This is a genomic window from Pseudomonas sp. FP453, assembly GCF_030687495.1.
Taxonomy (GTDB): Bacteria; Pseudomonadota; Gammaproteobacteria; order Pseudomonadales; family Pseudomonadaceae; genus Aquipseudomonas.
This window is the reverse complement of sequence record NZ_CP117435.1, coordinates 3,974,592-3,992,495: the sequence shown is the minus strand read 5'-3', so window position 1 is coordinate 3,992,495 and position 17,904 is coordinate 3,974,592. Positions and strand designations below refer to the sequence as shown.

The following is a 17,904-nucleotide window of genomic DNA, read 5'->3' as shown; positions in this document are numbered from 1 at the left end:
AGCATCGGGGCCTACAACCTGAGGTGGTCACCATGAACCTGATCGAACAATCTCCCTGGCACGCCGGCGAACGGCACCTGCAAGCCGCCGCGGGCGTGGCTGAGCGCATGGCAGTGGTGGGGCCCAAGGTCATTCGTGATCACCTGCCGGAACAGCACCGCGATTTCTATCCCCTGTTGCCGTACCTGTTGCTCGGTGTGGTGGACGAAAGCGGCACGCCGTGGGCGACGCTGGTGGAAGGCGCGCCGGGGTTTGCCCATTCACCCGACCCGCTGACATTGCAGATCGACAGCCTGCCGTCATCCAGCGACCCCGCCCGCGCTGGCGTGCGCGAGGGGGCTGCGGTGGGGGTGCTGGGCATCGACCTCAACACCCGCCGGCGCAACCGCATGAATGGCCGCATCGCAGCCCTTGATCATGAGGGTTTTTCGGTGCAGGTGGTGCACAGCTTTGGCAACTGCCCCAAGTACATCCAGCTGCGTCCGGTGGACGGGATTGCCCGTAAACCCGGCACGCGTGTGGAACGCAGCGACAGCCTGGATGAAGCGGCGCAAGCACTGATCCGCAACGCCGACACGTTCTTCGTCGCCAGCTATGTGGACACCGACGGCGCGCGCTCGGTGGATGTCTCCCACCGTGGCGGTAACCGTGGTTTCGTGCGGGTCGAGGGCAATGTGCTGACCATCCCCGACTTTGCCGGCAACCTGTTCTTCAACACCCTGGGCAACTTGCAGATCAATCCGGTGGCAGGGTTGTTGTTTATCGATTTTGCCGCAGGGGATGTGGTGCAGATTGCCGGGCGCACCTCGCTGATCCTTGACGGGCCCCAGGTGGCTGAGTTTGAGGGCGCGCAGCGCTTGTGGACGCTCACCGTGGAGCAGGTGGTGAGACGCCCGGCGGCGTTGGCGTTGCGCTGGCAGTTTGCGCAGTTTTCGCCGTTTAGCCTGGCGACCGGGCGTTGGTAGCGGCTCGGCGGTGCAAGTGGCGCTGGAAATGTTGTCAGGTGTCAAACCGCCGGAGTGAGGGCACACCGGCGCATGAGCGCTTGACCGGCTTTTGCGCGTTGCGTACGGACCGGACGCAGGACCCGACAAGCCAGCTCCCACCGTTGAAGCCGTGGCGCTTTTGGCGCCGCGCTCAATAGCGAATCATCACCGACTTCAGCTCGGTGTAATCCTCAATGAACGCACTGCCAAACTCCCGGCCCACCCCGGAGGAGCGGTTGCCGCCAAAGGGCACCGCCGGGTCGAGCAGGGTGTGCATATTCACCCACAATGTTCCGGCGTTGATCGCCGGGACCATGCGCAGTGCCTTGCCCAGGTCATGGGTCCACAGGCTGGCGCTGAGGCCGTAGGGGCCCTGGTTCATCAACGCGAGCAGTTCGTCTTCGCTGTCGTAGGGCAGGAAGGTGGCGATGGGGCCGAAGGTTTCTTCAGTGAGCAGGGTGTCGTGGGCGTGGTTGGCCAGGATCACTGTGGGTTCGACGTAGCAGCCGGGGCGGTCGAGCAGGGTGCCGCCGTGGATGATCGTGTTGTTTTCGGCACGGGCCTGGGCGATGTAGCCGAGCAGTTTGAGCTGATGTTGGTGATGGGTGACCGGACCGAATTCGGTGCGTTCGTCCAGGGGGGAACCGATGGTCAGGCGGCTGAGGCGCTGCTTGAGTTTTTCCAGCACGGTGTCGATCTGCGAGCGGTGCACGTAGAAGCGTTCGGCCGCTGCGCAGATTTGCCCGGAGTGCAGAAAACCGGCCTCGATGATGCCTTCCACGGTCTTGTCCGCGTCCATGTCGCGCAGGAAACCCGCTGCGTTCTTGCCGCCCAGTTCCAGGGTCGCGCGGGTCAGGCCGGCGCCCATGGCGCTGCGGCCCACGGCAATCCCGGTGGGCACCGAGCCGGTGAACGACACCTTGTGCGTGCCGGGGTGTTCCACCAGGCCTTTGCCGACTTGGCCGCCGCCGGTGAGTACATTGAGCACGCCCTTGGGCAATCCGGCCTCGATGGCCAGTTCGGCGATGCGCAGGATGGTCAGCGGGGTGAACTCGCTGGGCTTGATGATGATGCTGCAACCGGTGACCAGCGCCGAGGCGAGTTTCCAGATGGCGATCATGGTCGAGAAGTTCCACGGCACGATGCCCACCACCACGCCCACCGGTTCGCGCAGGGTGAAGGCGGTGTAGCGTTCACCGTTGAAGGAGGGCAGCGACGGGGTAAGGGTCTGGCCGCTGATCTTGGTGGCCCAACCGGCGTAATAGCGCAAGAAGTGTGCAGCCTGGTCCACTTCGAACGCCCGGGAGATCTGGATGATCTTGCCCGACTGGCAGGTTTCGATCTGCGCCAGTTCCTCGCGGTTGCGCTCCAGCAAGTCGGCAAGCTTGAGCAGCACATGGCCGCGGGTCGCCGGTGCCGCCTGCGCCCACAACGCAAAGCCCTGGTTGGCCGAGGCCACCGCTGCGTCGATGTCTGTGCTGTCTGCATCGGCGACATGGGCGATGACCTTGCCGGTGGCCGGATTGGTCACGGCGAGGGTCTGGCTGGCGTGGCTGCGTACGTTGGCGCCATCGATGAAGAGCCCATGGTCACGACGTAGAAAAGCGTCGACTTGAGGCAGTAGCGCAATATCGCTCATGGCAGGTTCCTGGCAGTTCACTGAAGAAAAGCCGAGGGTAACCAACGGCCCCCCATGTGGCTTGACTGTGCCTGCCAGGTTTTATGCCTGTGCCTGCCCAAGCGTTTCAGAAGGGCACGGCGACCACCAGTTGGCTATAGACGTTGGTGCCGTTGCCGCCGACCTGGTTGCCGCCGGTTTCGGCATCCTTGTCGGGTTTGTACAGGCCGATCAGCGGGGTGATGATCAGGTGCTCGTTCACCGCCCATTCGGCGTACAGGTCCAGTTCACGCCCATCCAGGTTCAACTGGCCGCGAGTGCTGACGGTGTTGTAGTCGAAAAACAGCGCGCCGAGGGTGACGTTCTCCAGCGGCTTGACCTTCAGCGCTACGTGTTGCACCGCGGTGTTGGTGTTGTAGGGGCCGGAATAGTTGCCCGCCACTTCGCCCTGGACCCAGGTGCCGTAGCCGCGATTGAAACCGGCAAACATGGCGTCCCAGTGTTTTGAATAGCGGGGCGTAGCGATAGGTCAGGTCGGGTGTCCAGGGCAGGTCGGCGAAGGTGTAGCCGGCTTCGGCGTAGCCGGCGTTTTCCTGGCCGTCGCGGCGGTCCTGGCGCGCCAGTTCGAAGGCGAAGTGCGCATTGTCGATGCCGGCATTGCCGGCGCCGCGAACGCTATAGAGGTTCATGCCCTTGCGTTGGCGTTGCACGTCGCTGGCGTAGCGCTCGTCCACGTCGATGCCGTGCAGATAGGTGAGCCCCAGGGTGCCCGGTACGGCGCTGTATTCCAGGGTGCCGCCGGCCATTTCGCTCATGGCCTGGGCGGGGTTGTCGGATTTGAACCAGAGCAGGCTGCCATGCACGCCGTCCTTGCCGCCGAGGCGGACCACCGCCGTCTTGTCGAAGGCGTGGCGCGCGGCGATGTAGTAGGCGCCGCCGCGATTGAACGCGCCGTCGCCCACGCCTTTGCCGAGGTTGGGGCCGTCGTCGTTGAGTATGAAACCGTCGCCGAGGGTGAGGACCTGGCGGCCGAACGACAGGTCCACTCCGTCCTTGCCCAGCGCCGGGAACAAGCTCGCCGGAGCGCCAGCCGGCGAAGGCTTCGTCAAACTTGGTGGTGCGCTCCTGGCCGGTGGTGACGCCGGACGCATCGCCATCGCCCCAGGTGCCGGAACTCACCAGGTTGGCGGTGCCGTACACGCCGCCCAGGGTGCCCAGGTTCTGTTCGACGCTGAGGCCGTACTTGATAAAGCCCTCGCGCCAGGTGGAGCCGCCGCTGCGGCCGTCGTAGTTTTTCGGACTGTTGAACAGGCCGTACACGGCGAGGAAGTTGCCGGTGACCTTGGTGTCGTCATCGGCATACAGCTCGACCGCCTGGGCCTGGCCCGCCAGCAGCGTGATAGCCAGGCCGACCGCCTGGCCGAGGCGGCGTTTTTTCAGTGTGTGCTCCATTGTTATTGTCCCCAGCTTGGTTGAGAGTGAGGGCGCATTAGGGCGAGCGCTGGGGGCCCAAGTCTTTCTCCTGCGTGCCAGGGATTTGACCCTGGCCGCCAGGCACCAGGCCGTGGCAGGGAGCAACAAAACCGGCGGCAGACAGGGGCAAGACGGCCAATACGGGTGGGGCGCAGAGTGCCGACACATTCCAAAAAACGCTTTCGAGGACCCCACCATGTCGAGCAATGACCGACTCACCGCGCACCTCAACCGAGGCACGGTAGGTTTCCCCACCGCACTGGCCAGTACCATCGGCCTGATCATGGCCAGCCCGGTGATTCTCACCGCCACCATGGGCTTCGGTATCGGCGGCAGTGCCTTTGCCCTGGCGATGCTGATCGCCGTGGGTGATGATGCTGGCCCAGGCGACGACGTTTGCCGAGGCCGCTGCGATCCTGCCCACCACCGGCTCGGTGTACGACTACATCAACTGCGGCATGGGGCGTTTTTTCGCGATCACCGGCACGTTGTCGGCCTACCTGATCGTGCACGTGTTTGCCGGCACCGCCGAGACCATCCTGGCCGGGGTCATGGCACTTGTGAACTTCGAACACCTCAACACGCTTGGCGGAGTCGGCCGGTGGCTCGTGGCTGCTGGGGGTGGGCTTCGTGATCGTGTTCGGCGTACTGAATGCCTTTGGCGTGAGCGCGTTTGGGCGCGCGGAAATCATCCTCACGTTTGGCATGTGGACCACGCTGATGGTGTTTGGCGTGCTGGGCCTGATCGCCGCGCCAGCGGTGCAATTGGATGGCTGGTTCGGCGAGTCGCTGGTGGGCACCGACCTGATCACCGTGCTGTCGCTGGTGGGCATGGCGATGTTCATGTTTGTCGGCTGCGAGTTCGTCACGCCGCTGGCGCCGGACTTGCGCCAATCGGCCAGGGTGATGCCGCGCGCGATGATGCTGGGCCTGGTGGGGGTGGCGACGTGCATGTTCATCTACGGCGCGGCGATGAAGCGCCAGGTGGAAAACGTGGTACTGGATGCCGCCTCGGGCGTGCACCTGCTGGATACACCGATGGCCATCCCCAGGTTCGCCGAACAGGTGATGGGACAGGTCGGGCCGATGTGGTTGGGCATAGGCTTTCTGTTTGCCGGCGCGGCAACCATCAACACCTTGATGGCCGGGGTGCCACGGATTCTCTATGGCATGGCGGTGGATGGAGCGTTGCCCAAGGTCTTCACCTACCTGCACCCGCGTTTCAAGACGCCGCTGCTGTGCATCCTGGTGGCGATGCTGATTCCATGCCTGCACGCGCTGTACCTGGGCGGCAATACCGACAACATCATGCACCTGGTGCTCGCGGCGGTGTGTGCGTGGAGCTTTGCCTACCTGCTGGTGACGGTGTCGGTGGTGATCCTGCGCATTCGTCGGCCGGACCTGCCCCGCGCGTATCGCTCGCCGTGGTTTCCGCTGCCGCAGGTCGTGTCGAGCCTTGGCATCCTGCTGGGCATGTGGTTCATCACGCCACCGGGCATGAACCCCTCGGACATCTACGTGCCGTTTGGCGTGATGCTGGGCGGGACAGCGGCGTATGCGTTGTTCTGGACCCTGGTGGTACAGAAGGTCAATCCTTTCAAACCGGCCTCCGTGGAGGAGGTTGCTGGCAAAGGAGTTCAGTCATCAACCGGAGCATGCTGATGGCGGTTATCGCGACTTTGCGCCAAAAACTGTTTGAGCTGTTGCGTGCAGACCGTGCCCCGGCGGGCTATCGGCCGGGGGTGACCCTGGCGCATGTACGACGCAATCTCGGGCCGGCGAACGCTGAACTGGCGGAGCTGGACGTCGAGATGGTGGAGCGCACCGAATCGCAGTTGTTGATGCACCTGGTGATGACCGAATTCGTGCTGCGCGTGCCTGCCGCGACAGGGGGCACGGCGAGCTTCGAAGTGCACCATGGCGGCGCGATTCGGCGCCACGGCATTCGCCTGCGGCGGCGCTCCGGCAACCCGGCACTGGGGCGTGAGTTGCAGGCGCGAGTGCAGGCGGACACAGGGTTGTTCCAGGCGCTGATGCCCCTGGATTTCAAGCGCCTGCGCATCGAACTGCACAACCTGCAATGGTGTGTGCGCCTGGAGCATATGGGCGGCAGCGAAGTGGTCAATCGCATGCCGGCGTTCCGGCGTTACATCGCCCTGAGCCCGGTGCAGCGTGATCACTTGCTCGCCAGCCTGGCGGGCCTGCAACGGCTGTTGGCAACCCTCTGATTGGCATCAATAGTGCAACCGCAATGGCAAGACAGGTAGTTGTTGCGTGGCAATAGATAACATGTTAACTATTGCCGCAGAACAACAAAAACAAGCCATTGCGGAGGCACCCCATGAGCGTCCCACAGCATGCACACGACGGGCTGGATACCTGGAATCGGGAACTGCGCGACGCGTGCGGTTATTTCGATACCGAACTGGCCTTCAACCGTTCACTGTTCATCGGCGAGATCAGCAACTTGCCGCGCGGGCTGGCCATTTTGCGCACCAATGCCGGGCTGATCAAACGTCCGGCGCACCATGCCGACCATGACAATGACCAGGACTGTTTCCTGGTCAGCCAGCGCAGCGGTTATTCGCAGATCGTACAGAACGGCCAGACCCTGCAACTGGCCCCCGGCGAGATGCTGCTGATGGACTCGGTGGGCTCCATCGAAATCATCCCCCTTCGGCCTTATTGAACATGCGTCGCTGTCCCTGTCGCGCACGGACGTGTGCAAGCACCTGGGCGGCGATGGCCGTGCGTTTGGCAAGATCTCCTCGAACAAGGCCTGCGGACGCATGCTGCATGTGCTGATGGACCAGTTGTGCAAGGACAGCACCGAAGACGGTGGCGGCGAGGTGGAAGCGTTGCAGGCGGCGTTCGTCTCGCTGCTGGGCTCGGCCCTGGAGCAGGGCGACGAGTGCCGTGAAGGGGCGGCAGCGCTGCACGGCAACAACCTGCGCAGCTATGTGCAGAAGGTGATCGATGAGTCACTGAGCCAGCCCGGCCTGAGCCCGATCGGCCTGGCCAGCCGCCTGAACATTTCAGTGCGGCACCTGTACCGTCTGTTCGAGGAACAAGATGACAGCGTCTGCCGATACATCCAGCGGGCGCGGCTCAAACGCAGCGCGGATGACCTGACCAACCCGTTCCTGCGCAGCGAGTCAATCACCTCGATTGCCTATAAATGGGGGTTTACCGACTCGGCGCATTTCAGCCGTTCGTTCAAGAAGCAGTTTGAAGTGTCGCCGAAGGATTTTCGCTCGAGCCGGATGCAGGCAGTGGGCGCCTGAATGAACCCATGTGGGCGCGAATGTGCGCCCACCTTTGAATCACACTTCAGACTTCCGGCAGGGTGGACCCACCATCGACCACCAGGGTTTGCCCTGTGATGTAACCGGCCAACTCAGACGCCAGAAACACCATCGCTCCGGCAATATCCGCCGCCACCCCCAACCGCCCCAATGGCACGCTGCTGGCAATGCTGGCATTGAGCGTCGCATCCCCCAGGTTGCCCATCGCCGGAGTGGCGATCATGCCGGGCTCGACGCCGTTTACCCGCACATTCAGCGGCGCCAGTTCCAGCGCTGCGTTGCGGATGAACCCGTTGACCCCGGCTTTGGACGCCGCGTAATGGCTCAAGCCAGGATAGCCAACCCGGTTGCCAGTGACCGAAGACGTCACCAGCACACAACCCCGGCCTTGGTGGCGAAACATCGGCAACGCCGCCTGGGTCAGCCAGAACAGCGCTGACAGGTTGACCGCCAGCGTGCGTTGCAGGATCGCCGGGGTGATCGCTTCAAAGGCGGTCAGCGGAAAATACCCGGCGTTGTGCACCAGGATATCCAGCTGCGGCAACGCTTGAACGCAGCCGAGCACGGCCTCGGCGTCTGCCAGGTCAACACCCACGGCCTCGACGCGATCCCCTTGCGCACACAGGGCGGCGGCAACCGCCTGGGCCTGCTCCAGCAGGCGGTCGGCAATCACTACCCGGGCGCCACGCCGGGCAAACGCTTCGACAATCCCCAGGCCAATGCCCTGGGCGCCGCCGGTGACCAGCACCACCTGCCCGCTGAAATCCAGGTCATTGGGCATGGGCGGGCTCCAGGCGTGTAAAGGCCAGTGTCGGCACATCGACGATGCTCGAACCACCGTCCGCCACCAACGTGGCTCCGGTGATGATCGACGCGTCGCGGGAGGCCAGGAAGCGGCACACCTTGGCGATTTCTTCGGCCTGGGCGGCGCGGCGCAATGGCACGTCGGCGCAGACCCGTGCATAGGCTTGCTGCAGTGTGTCGCCGTAGGCGTCCATGAGCGGCTGCATCTCTGCATCGGCCATGGGGGTGTGCACCCAGCCCGGGCACACGGCGTTCACCCGTACCCCGAGGGGGCCATAGTCCCGCGCCAGGGAGCGGTTCAAACCGAGCAGCGCGTGCTTGGCCGTGGTGTAGCCGCACACCTCGGGCCCCGCTGCCAGCGAGGCGATAGAGCCGATCAGCACGATGTTTTCCCGCATTTGCCTGCAATAACGGCAGGCAGGCGCGGGCGCTGTAGAACGCGCTGTCGAGGTTGCTGCGCAGGGCGCCTTCCCAGGTGGCGGGGCTGGTCTGGGTGGCGCTGCCCAGGCCATGGCCGCCTGCGCAGGCCAGCAGCACATCGAGGCGCGCGCAATGGGCATGGATCTGGCGGATGAAATCGTCCCAGGTCGCCGGGCAGGCGGCATCGCCCACCAGGATCAGGCCGCCGGTTTCACGCGCCACCTGTTCCAAGGGGGCGCGGCGTCGGCCGATCAGCACCAGTTGCGCACCTTCCTGGGCATACAGCCGGGCACACGCGGCGCCGATGCCCGTGCCGGCGCCGGTGATCACCACTGTGCGGGCCTCAGTCATGCGGATATTCCGTGCGGTTGAGCACCCGGCAATAGGCGCTGACCGGGAAGTTCGACAACGCATCGAAGGAGGCACCGGCGTACCCGAAGATCTTGCCGTCACTGCGCTGCTGTTGCAGGTCGATCAATACCAGGCCGAGGGTGGGTACGATCTTTTCCTGCCACACAAACAGGTACAGCTGTTCGGCGATCTTGTAGTAATGGCAGCGATCGGTGTCGCACAAACCTTGCTCCACACCTTGCAAGCATTGCCAGGCGTAAAAGCGTTCGTTGAGGTAGATGTGTTCGTAGACTTCGCTGGGGCTGTAGCGATATTGGTTGCGCAGGCCCACCAGTTCATCGGTGGGTGTGTGCAGACAGTGGCCGTCCTGCCAGGGGCGGTCGAGGCTGCCGTGCAGGAAATCCACCTGCACCGAGGTCAATGGCTTGCCGGCGAGGGCGCGGTGGTAGAGGCCTTCGTGGGTCTCCTGCGGGGACGGCAGGCTGCCGATCACCGCCGTGAACGAGGCGCCCTGGGTGTCCAGCACCAGGCTGATGGACCAACTGTGCCCGGCTTCGTGCTTGATGAAATCCACCAGGTACAACCCCGGGCGGATGGAGGTGGCGCGGTACGGTGCGCTGCCGCTTGAGTGACCATCGGCGGCGTGCCAGGCCAGGCTGGCCGATTCGAAACGGTGCTCGATCTGCCAGCCGTTGGCGAAGTGCAGGGTGAAGGCCCGGCCGGCCAGGTCGGCACGGTTGGGCAGGATGAACGCTGCTGGGGCGAAACCGTCGGCGAGTGCGCCCACGGTGATCCAGTTGGACGAACTCGTCATGGCAACGTCTCCCTTAGACGACGGCGAAGTAATGTTTGACGAAGCTTTCGCTGAGCACTTCCCACAGCACAGGGGTGCCCTTGGTCACGAACCAGCTGTCACCTGCCTGGTAGCGCGTGGACTGGCCGGTGGCCTCATCGGTGAGCAGCACTTCGCCGGTCACGACGGTGGCTTGTTCGGTGAACGGGTAGACCATGCGGAACTTGCCCTGGGTGGTGCCGAAGTAGGCACTGCTGACCGGGTCGGTGGGCGCGCCGAAGGTCATTTTGCCAAAGGCGCGCACGTCGCCTTCGAGGATTTGGGAACCGAGGTCGGCCACGGTGCCCCAGGCGTCGAGTTCGGACAGCTGGATATTGTGCTTGAGGGTGGTAAGGGTCATGGCAGTTGCTCCTGATGAGTAAAAAATGGTTTAGCGGCGCCCGTTCCAGTAGCCGGAAAGCTGGTGCCAGGATTTGCCCGCCGTCAGCAGCAAGGGGCGGATCGCGTCCTTGCCGATGATGGTCGGGCGCGGGATCGAGCTGACCAGGTCATAGCGCGCCGAGCCTTCGCTCATGCCTTCGGCCAGGACCTTGCAGATGATGTGGCTGGGGGTCACGCCAAAGCCCGAATAGCCCTGTACGAAAAACGCATTGCTGCGCCCTGGCAGGGTACCGATCTGCGGAAACAGGTTGGGGCTGCATGCCATCGGACCGCCCCAGGCCAGATCGATTTTCACGTCCTTGAGGTAGGGGAAAATCTTCAGCATCAGGCGCCGGTTCCACGCCTTGAGGTCGCCGGGAATATGCTCCACCAAGGGGGTCGCAGCGCCGAACAGCAGACGGTTTTCATTGGTCACGCGGTAGTAGTCGATCACCGGGCGGATGTCGCTGTAGGCGCCGCGAATCGGGCTGATACGCTGGATCAATTCCTCGGGCAACGGCTCGGTCATCATCTGGAATGCGTAGGTGTTGATGGTCGAGCGGTGCAGCTCGGGCTCAAGTTTGTTGAGGAAACTGTCGCAGGCCCACAGCAACTTGCTCGCGCGCACCGAACCGCGGCCGGTGCGCACGGTGATGCGTTCGCCGTAGCTGACGTCCAGCGCCGGGCTGTTCTCGAAAATCCGCACGCCGTGGCTGGCCAGTGCGCTGGCTTCGCCCAGCAGCAGGTTCAGCGAGTGCACATGCCCGCCGCCCATGTGCAGCAGGGCGCTGGTGTAGGCGTTGGAACCGATGATCTGCTGCACGTCGGCGCCGCCGAGAAAACGGATCTCGTGCTGGCTGTTGATCGACTTGAAATCCTTCTCCCAGGCGCGCAGGGTTTTTTCCTGGCGGGCGTTGAACCCCATATAGCCGTAGCCGTGGCAGAAGTCCGCATCGATGTTGTACTTGGCGATGCGGTTCTTGATGATGTCGGCGCCCAGGTCGCTGATCTCGAACACCTGGCGCAGGCCGTCCTCGCCGACGTCCTTCTTGATCTTTTCCAGGTCGTGGCCGATGCCGGCCATGATCTGCCCGCCATTGCGCCCGGTGCCGCCAAAACCCAGGTAGCGCGCTTCGAGCACGACGATATTGGTGATGCCCTTTTCCGCCAGTTCCAGCGCCGTGTTGATTCCGGAGAAACCGCCGCCGATCACTACGACGTCGGCGTCAATGTCTTGCTCCAGCGTGGGAAAACTCAGGTTGTACTTCTTGGTGGCGGTGTAATACGTGGGGGTTTCGATGTTGATCATGGCGCAGCCTGAAAGGTGAAGGAAGGCTCTAAAGCGGATGCCTCCATTAAGGGCCCTGACGGGGTGGAAGTCTTGATCCTGCGTGCCCAGGCTTTTGATTCAGGGCGCCATGGGCGGCGCGATCAACAAGTTATAGCGCGCTCGAAGGCCGGGAATGCTAGAGTTTCGTTAAATTATTAACTAAATCCCCCGTGACCCTGATCCCTATGCTCAAACCTCGCCAATCCTTGACCTTGACCCTGTTGCAAGCCCGCGAAGCGGCCATGAGTTTCTTTCGCCCGTCCTTGAATGAACACGGCCTGACCGAACAGCAATGGCGGATCATCCGCATCCTTGAACAGCACGGTGAGCTGGAGATTTACCAGTTGGCGGAACTGGCCTGCATCCTCAAGCCGAGCATGACCGGCGTGCTGGTGCGCATGGAAAGCGCCGGCATGGTGCACCGGCGCAAGGCCGAGCAAGACCAGCGGCGGGTGCTGGTGACGCTGGCCGACAAGGGCAGGGCGAGTTTCGAGTCCATGCGCCATTGCATGGAGGCCAACTACCAGCGTTTGCAGGATCAGTTCGGCGAAGAGAAGTTGCAGACCCTGCTGGGCTTGCTGGATGACTTGAAGAACATCAACCTCAAGCGCTGAATCAACACCTGACTCCCCACAGGGGATCTCAGTAGACGCCGCCGGCATTGACTGGCGTGGGAATGCCTTTGAATGTCCCCGCCAGTGCCTGCAGCCCGCGCATCAACACCGTGGTGTCTACGCCCACCGCCACAAACGTCGCACCCAATTCGATATAGCGCCGCGCCAGGCGCTCATCCGCACTGAGAATGCCCGCCGCCTTGCCCGATTGCACGATGCGCCCGATGGCGTCTTCAATCGCCGCCTGCACATCCGGATGCCCCGGGTTACCCCGGTGCCCCATCGACGCGCTCAGATCTGCGGGCCCAATGAACACCCCGTCCACACCCTCCACGGCGGCAATCTCACCCAGGTTCGCCAGGCCTGGAAGGTTCTCGATCTGCACCAACAGGCACATCTGCTCATCCGCTTGATCGAGATAACCCGCGATGCTGTTCCAGCGTGACGCTCGCGCCAGGGCGCTGCCCACCCCGCGAATGCCGTGGGGTGGGTAGCGCATGGCGCGCACCAGTTCGCGGGCCTGGGCGGCGCTTTCGACCATGGGCACCAGCAGCGTCTGGGCGCCGATGTCGAGCAGTTGCTTGATCCGCGCACTGTCGCCGATCACCGGGCGAATCAGCGCCTGGCTGGGGTAGGGCGCCACCGCCTGCAACTGGCCGAGCATGCCGTGCAGGTGGTTGGGGGCGTGTTCGCCGTCGATCAACAGCCAGTCGAAGCCGGCATTGGCGGCCAGTTCGGCGCAGTAGGCGTCGGCGAGGCCGAGCCACAGGCCGATTTGCACGTCGCCTTGGTGCAGGCGTTGTTTGAAGCGGTTGACGGGCAGGTCCATGACAATCCTCCAGGGTTCAGACGAAGCGGCAGGCAATCGATCCCAGCATGTCGTAATCGACATGGAAGGTGTCACCGGGATGGGCCGCCACAGGGCGGGTAAACGAGCCACCGAGAATGATTTGTCCCGCCAGCAAGGTCACGTCATAGGGCGCCAGTTTGTTCGCCAGCCAGGCCACGCCCTTGGCCGGGTGGTTGAGCACGGCGGCGGACACTCCGGATTCTTCGATCACACCGTTGCGGTAGAGCACTGCAGGCACTTTGCGCAGATCGATCTCGGTGGGCCGTACGGCACGGCCGCCGAGCACCACACCGGCGTTGGCGGCGTTGTCGGAGATAGTGTCGAAGACCTTGCGCGTGGCCTGGGTCTGCGGGTCGATCTGCTGGATGCGCGCGTCGATGATCTCCAGCGCCGGGATCACCCATTCGGTTGCGTCGAGTACATCGAATACCGTGCAGTTCGGGCCCTTGAGGGGTTTGCCGAGGACAAACGCCAGCTCCACTTCCACCCGTGGCACGATGAAGCGGGCGAAGGGAATATCGCTGCCCTCGTCGAAAAACATGTCATCGAGCAGCGCACCGTAGTCGGGTTCGCTGATGTTCGACGAGACCTGCATGGCCCGCGACGTCAGGCCGATCTTGTGGCCCTTCAGCGTGCGTCCGTCCTTGATCTTCTGCGCGACCCAGGCGCGCTGGATGGCGTAGGCGTCTTCAACGGTCATGTCCGGGTAGTCGAGGGAAAACTGGCGCACCTGTGCGCGGCTGCGTTCGGCGCGGTCCAGTTGGGCGGCAGCGGCGAGGATTTGCTGGGCGTCAAGCATGGCAACGGTCTCTAGTGTGGGTTGACGATGGCAGCGTGGGTGCGCAGCACCAGCAGGCCGCCGAGGGCGATAAACAAGGCGAGTACGTAGAGGGCCAGGCTGGCGCTCTGGGTGGCGTCACGCATCCAGCCGATCAGGTACGGTGCGAGAAACGCGGCGATGCTGCCAAAGGAGCTGATCATGGCGATGCCGGCAGCCTGGGTGGTGTTGGAGAGGAACGCCGGGGGCAGTTGCCAGAACATCGGCAGGGCGGCGCTGGCGCCCATGCCGGCGACGACCAGCCCGCTCATCACCAGCAGCGCATTGCCCGGTGCCAGGCCCGCCACGGCGATGCCGACGGCGGCCATCAGCAGTGGCACGCACAGGTGCCAGCGGCGTTCGCGATGGCGGTCGGACGAACGCCCGCAGGCGATCATAAAGAAGCAGCCGGCCAGGTACGGCAAGGCACTGAGCAGGCCGACCTGACTGTCGCGGCCGATGCCGGCGCCGTGGATCAGGGTGGGCATCCAGAACGCCAGGGTGTTCACCGCCAGCATCACCGCAAAATACACCGCCACCAGCAACCACACCTGGGGGTCGCGCAGGATGCCGCCGAACGAGGTGATGGTCTTGCGTTGTTCTTCGCTGCGCAGTTGTGCGTGCAGCTGCTGTTTCTGTTCGGCGCTGAGCCAGTGCACGCTGTCGAAACCGTCCGGCAGCCACTTGAGCACCACCAGCCCTAGCAGCACCACGGGCGCGCCTTCGATCAGAAACATCCATTGCCAGCCGCGCATCCCGCCTACGGCCTGGAAGTGCTCCAGGATCGCCCCGGACAACGGCCCGCCGAGCACGCCGGCCATGGGCACGGCGATGGCGAACAGCGCGGTGACCTGGGCCCGCCGGCGCGCCGGGTACCAGCGGTTGAGATAGACCAGGATTCCGGGGAAAAACCCCGCCTCGGCCACCCCCAGCAAAAAGCGCAGCACATAGAAGCCACGGGCGCTTTCCACCCAGAGCATGGCGGTGGACAACAGGCCCCACACCACCATCAGGCTGGCGATCCAGCGCCTCGGCCCGACGCGATCCAGCGCCATGTTGCTGGGCACGCCGAACAGCGCGTAGGCGATGAAAAACAACCCGGCGCCGAAACCGTAGACCGTGTCACTGAAGTGCAGGTCGCTGCTCATCTGCATCTTCGCGAAGCCGATGTTGATACGGTCCAGGTGGGCGAACAAGTAACACACCAGCAACAGCGGCATCAGGCGCCACGTCACTAAACGATGGGTGCGGTCGTGCTCAGCCAGCGCGAGGCGGGCAGTGGAGTGGGCTGTGCTCATGATGTTGTACTTTTTGTCTGAGTGGCCGTGAGGGAGTCGGCAGGGTTCAGCCCGCCGGGTTGTTCAGGAATGCATGCACGTTGTTCTGCTTGAAGTTGAGCTGCGGGTGCAACTCGATCATTTCGAATGACAGCGCGAGCAAGCGCTGTGCTTGCAGCTCGGCGAAGTGCGCAGTGATCAGCGCGAACACGGTCTCGGCCACTGCCTGGCGCGTAGCCAGGTCGCGGCCATGGCCGACCTTGAGGGTCATGTGCACAAAGGCATAGTCGTGCTTGCCGTCGGCCATGCGCCAGGTGTCCAGGCGCACGCCCCGGCTGCGGATGCCGCCGAGGGGGAACACGCCACTGTCCCCCAGCACGCGGTGGACCTGTTCAAACAGGCCGGGCAGGTCGGCCTGTTGTTCGATGTTGTCGGTGTACTCGGCGATAAAGTGCGGCATGGGTTTCTCCCAGTTCTACAGCGGGAAAATCGCGTTGATCTGGCCAGTGCCCGAGCTGCCAAAGGGCGGCGTGATGATCTCGGCCGGCTGGGCATAGTCCGGTCCGCCCAACAGCCCGAGGAGCATCGCGGTGTCGTGCATCTTGCCTTCGCCGAAGCAGTGTTCGGCGTAATCCGGCAGCATTGCGCAGAACTCCTTGAAGCGGCCTTGCTGCCACATGTCCACCACGTGCAGGTCCATCTGCTTGTCGAACTCGCGTGTCCAGTGGTGAATATTCGCCTCGGCTTCGCGGTCGTCCGAGAAACGATGGGACAGCGACCCGGACGCCAGCACCAGCACCTTGCGCTCGCTCTTTTCGATGGCGCGGCGCACGGCGGCGCCGAATGCGAAGCTGTCCTCCAGGCGATGCCAGGCGCACCACGCGGCGATGGAAATGACCTTGAATTTCTGTTCTTCCGGCACGTCCATGTGCATGTAGCGCATGGGCACCAGCGTGCCGTATTCAAGCTCCAGGCTCGGGATGTCGTGGGCCATGCTGCGCACGCCCGCCAGGTTGGCCTCGGCGGCGATCAATTGGCCCAGTTCGGGGCAGCCGGGGTAGGCGTAGTCCATGTTCTTGATGAAGTGCGGCAGCTCATTGCTGGTGTAGGTGCCCTGGAATTGTTCGCCGCAGTTGATGTGATAGCCGCTGTTGACCAGCCAGTGCACGTCGAACACCACGGCCGTATCGGCCCCCAACGCCCGCGCGCGCCGGCCGATCTCCTTGTGGCCGGCAATCGCCGCTTCGCGACAGCCATGATGCTTGCCGGGCAGTTCCGACAAGTACATCGACGGTACGTGGCAGATCTTCGCTGCCAGGACCACTTCGCCCATGATGATTCTCCTGAGTATTTATTCTTGTTGGAGCGTGCCGTATTGGGTGCTACACACCCCAGCGCGGAATGTGATGGCTGCCCATGGAAATGCACACGTTCTTGATCTCGGCAAACACTTCAAAGCTGTACTGGCCGCCTTCACGCCCGGTGCCGGAGCCTTTCACGCCGCCGAATGGCTGGCGTAGGTCACGCACGTTCTGGCTGTTGATAAATACCATGCCAGCTTCAATCCCGTACGCCAGGCGGTGGGCCTTGCCAATGTCCTGGGTCCAGATATAGGACGCCAGGCCGTACTCGGTGTCGTTGGCCAACTGCAAGGCCTCGGCTTCATCCTTGAACGGGATCAGGCACACCACCGGGCCGAAGATTTCTTCCTGGGCGATGCGCATCGTGTTGTTTACATCGGCAAACACCGTTGGCTGGATGAACTGGCCGCGGCTCAAATGCGCCGGCAGGTTGGCTGGGCGCTCCAGGCCGCCGGCGAGCAGGGTGGCGCCTTCTTCGAGGCCGATCTTGATGTAGCCGGTGACCTTGTCATAGTGCGCCTGGGTGATCATCGAGCCGACCTGGGTGTTCGGGTCCTGCGGGTCGCCCACGATCAAGCGCTTGGCGCGGGCGGCGAACTCGGCGACAAACTGCGGGTAGATGCTTTCCTGGATGAAGATCCGGCTGCCGGCGGTGCAGCGTTCGCCATTCAGGGAGAAAATGGTGAACAGGGCGGCGTCGAGGGCGCGCTGCAGATCGGCATCTTCGAAAATCAGCACCGGCGACTTGCCGCCCAGTTCCATCGAGTACTTTTTCAGGCCGGCGGTCTGCATGATTTTCTTGCCGGTGGCGGTGCCGCCGGTGAAGGAAATCGCACGCACGTCAGGGTGGCGTACCAGCGCATCGCCGGCGGTGGCGCCGTAGCCCTGGATCACATTGAGCACACCGTCGGGAATCCCCGCTTCCACCGCCAGGCGCCCCAATTCATTGGCGGTCAGCGGCGACAGTTCCGACATCTTCAGCACCGCCGTATTGCCCAGTGCCAGGCACGGCGCGGTCTTCCAGGTGGCGGTCATGAACGGTACGTTCCACGGCGACACCAGCGCGCACACGCCCACCGGCTGGTAGAGGGTGTAGTTGAGCATCTGGTCGTCCACCGGGTAGGTGTGGCCGTCCATGCGCGTGCAGACTTCGGCGAAGAAATCGAAGTTGTGCGAGGCGCGGGGGATCAGTACGTTTCTGGTCTGGTGGATCGGCAGGCCGGTGTCGAGGGTTTCCAGCTCGGCCAGGTGGGGCACGTTCTGTTCGATCAGCTCACCGAGCTTGCGCATCAGGCGCGCGCGCTCCTTGGCCGGGGTGCTGGCCCACTTGGGGAAGGCTTCCTTGGCCGCTGCGACGGCTTGCGCCACTTCCGCTGCGCCGCCGCTGGCGACTTCACCGATGGCTTCGCCGGTGGCCGGGTTGTAGTTGGTGAAGGTGTCTTTGCTTTCGACCTCGCGGCCGTTGATCCAGTGTTTGATCATGTC

14 protein-coding genes and 4 pseudogenes are annotated in these 17,904 nt (G+C 63.6%); 5 read left to right on the top strand and 13 right to left on the bottom strand.

Annotated elements, in window-relative coordinates; genetic code table 11:
• Nucleotides 1–32 precede the first annotated feature (32 nt).
• Nucleotides 33–965: a pyridoxamine 5'-phosphate oxidase family protein gene (locus tag PSH87_RS17890; protein ID WP_305430486.1), complete on the top strand. Its 933-nt coding sequence runs from the start codon at nt 33–35 to the stop codon at nt 963–965.
• 172 nt (nt 966–1,137) lie between these two features.
• On the opposite strand, the gene PSH87_RS17885 is transcribed toward PSH87_RS17890, so the two are convergent.
• Together PSH87_RS17885 and PSH87_RS17880 are read right to left on the bottom strand one after the other, a co-directional pair.
• Nucleotides 1,138–2,625 carry an aldehyde dehydrogenase family protein gene (locus tag PSH87_RS17885; protein WP_017734546.1) on the bottom strand — a complete coding sequence of 496 codons (1,488 nt, stop codon included), beginning with the start codon at nt 2,623–2,625 and terminating at the stop codon, nt 1,138–1,140.
• A 106-nt stretch (nt 2,626–2,731) separates the two neighbouring features.
• Nucleotides 2,732–4,056 (bottom strand): annotated as a pseudogene (locus PSH87_RS17880) (hypothetical protein).
• Between the two features lie 217 nt (nt 4,057–4,273).
• Between PSH87_RS17880 and PSH87_RS17875 the strand changes: the two are divergent.
• From PSH87_RS17875 to feaR, 3 genes and pseudogenes are all read left to right on the top strand, one after another.
• Nucleotides 4,274–5,709, top strand: a pseudogene (locus PSH87_RS17875) (APC family permease); the annotation flags it as partial.
• A 29-nt stretch (nt 5,710–5,738) separates the two neighbouring features.
• Nucleotides 5,739–6,305, top strand: a complete 567-nt coding sequence (locus PSH87_RS17870; protein WP_026136495.1) for a DUF3156 family protein — start codon at nt 5,739–5,741, stop codon at nt 6,303–6,305.
• A 113-nt stretch (nt 6,306–6,418) separates the two neighbouring features.
• Nucleotides 6,419–7,361 (top strand): annotated as a pseudogene (feaR, locus tag PSH87_RS17865) (transcriptional regulator FeaR).
• A 46-nt stretch (nt 7,362–7,407) separates the two neighbouring features.
• Here the strand turns inward: feaR and PSH87_RS17860 are convergent.
• From PSH87_RS17860 to PSH87_RS17840, 5 genes and pseudogenes are all read right to left on the bottom strand, one after another.
• Nucleotides 7,408–8,163, bottom strand: a complete 756-nt coding sequence (locus tag PSH87_RS17860) for an SDR family oxidoreductase (RefSeq protein WP_017734541.1) — start codon at nt 8,161–8,163, stop codon at nt 7,408–7,410.
• Nucleotides 8,153–8,957, bottom strand: a pseudogene (locus PSH87_RS17855) (SDR family NAD(P)-dependent oxidoreductase). The gene PSH87_RS17860 and the pseudogene PSH87_RS17855 overlap by 11 nt, the downstream one beginning before the upstream one ends.
• Nucleotides 8,950–9,771 carry a molybdenum cofactor biosynthesis F family protein gene (locus PSH87_RS17850; RefSeq protein ID WP_017734539.1) on the bottom strand — a complete coding sequence of 274 codons (822 nt, stop codon included), beginning with the start codon at nt 9,769–9,771 and terminating at the stop codon, nt 8,950–8,952. The pseudogene PSH87_RS17855 and the gene PSH87_RS17850 overlap by 8 nt, the downstream one beginning before the upstream one ends.
• Nucleotides 9,772–9,784: 13 nt before the next feature.
• On the bottom strand, nt 9,785–10,150 hold the full coding sequence (locus PSH87_RS17845; RefSeq protein ID WP_305430484.1) for a cupin domain-containing protein: 366 nt from the start codon (nt 10,148–10,150) through the stop codon (nt 9,785–9,787).
• Nucleotides 10,151–10,180: 30 nt separating this feature from the next.
• Nucleotides 10,181–11,479, bottom strand: a complete 1,299-nt coding sequence (locus PSH87_RS17840; RefSeq protein ID WP_017734537.1) for an FAD-binding oxidoreductase — start codon at nt 11,477–11,479, stop codon at nt 10,181–10,183.
• Nucleotides 11,480–11,685: 206 nt separating this feature from the next.
• Here PSH87_RS17840 and hpaR point away from each other — a divergent pair, with 206 nt between their 5' ends.
• Nucleotides 11,686–12,114, top strand: coding sequence for a homoprotocatechuate degradation operon regulator HpaR (gene hpaR / locus PSH87_RS17835; RefSeq protein WP_017734536.1), 429 nt, complete (start codon nt 11,686–11,688; stop codon nt 12,112–12,114).
• Nucleotides 12,115–12,142: 28 nt separating this feature from the next.
• Here hpaR and hpaI read toward each other — a convergent pair whose 3' ends face one another.
• The 6 genes from hpaI to hpaE are packed head-to-tail and all read right to left on the bottom strand — an operon-like array spanning nt 12,143 to nt 17,901.
• Nucleotides 12,143–12,943, bottom strand: a complete 801-nt coding sequence (gene hpaI, locus PSH87_RS17830; RefSeq protein WP_017734535.1) for a 4-hydroxy-2-oxoheptanedioate aldolase — start codon at nt 12,941–12,943, stop codon at nt 12,143–12,145.
• A gap of 16 nt (nt 12,944–12,959) precedes the next feature.
• Nucleotides 12,960–13,763, bottom strand: a complete 804-nt coding sequence (hpaH, locus tag PSH87_RS17825) for a 2-oxo-hept-4-ene-1,7-dioate hydratase (RefSeq protein ID WP_017734534.1) — start codon at nt 13,761–13,763, stop codon at nt 12,960–12,962.
• Nucleotides 13,764–13,774: 11 nt separating this feature from the next.
• The gene (locus PSH87_RS17820) at nt 13,775–15,079 is read right to left on the bottom strand and encodes an MFS transporter (RefSeq protein ID WP_305430483.1); all 1,305 of its coding nucleotides are present in this window, start codon (nt 15,077–15,079) and stop codon (nt 13,775–13,777) included.
• 46 nt (nt 15,080–15,125) lie between these two features.
• A complete protein-coding gene (locus PSH87_RS17815) occupies nt 15,126–15,518 on the bottom strand; it encodes a 5-carboxymethyl-2-hydroxymuconate Delta-isomerase (protein WP_017734532.1) in 393 nt (130 codons plus the stop codon).
• A gap of 15 nt (nt 15,519–15,533) precedes the next feature.
• Nucleotides 15,534–16,391, bottom strand: a complete 858-nt coding sequence (hpaD, locus tag PSH87_RS17810; protein ID WP_305430482.1) for a 3,4-dihydroxyphenylacetate 2,3-dioxygenase — start codon at nt 16,389–16,391, stop codon at nt 15,534–15,536.
• 49 nt (nt 16,392–16,440) lie between these two features.
• Nucleotides 16,441–17,901: a 5-carboxymethyl-2-hydroxymuconate semialdehyde dehydrogenase gene (gene hpaE / locus PSH87_RS17805; protein WP_017734530.1), complete on the bottom strand. Its 1,461-nt coding sequence runs from the start codon at nt 17,899–17,901 to the stop codon at nt 16,441–16,443.
• Between the last annotated feature and the right edge of the window lie 3 nt (nt 17,902–17,904).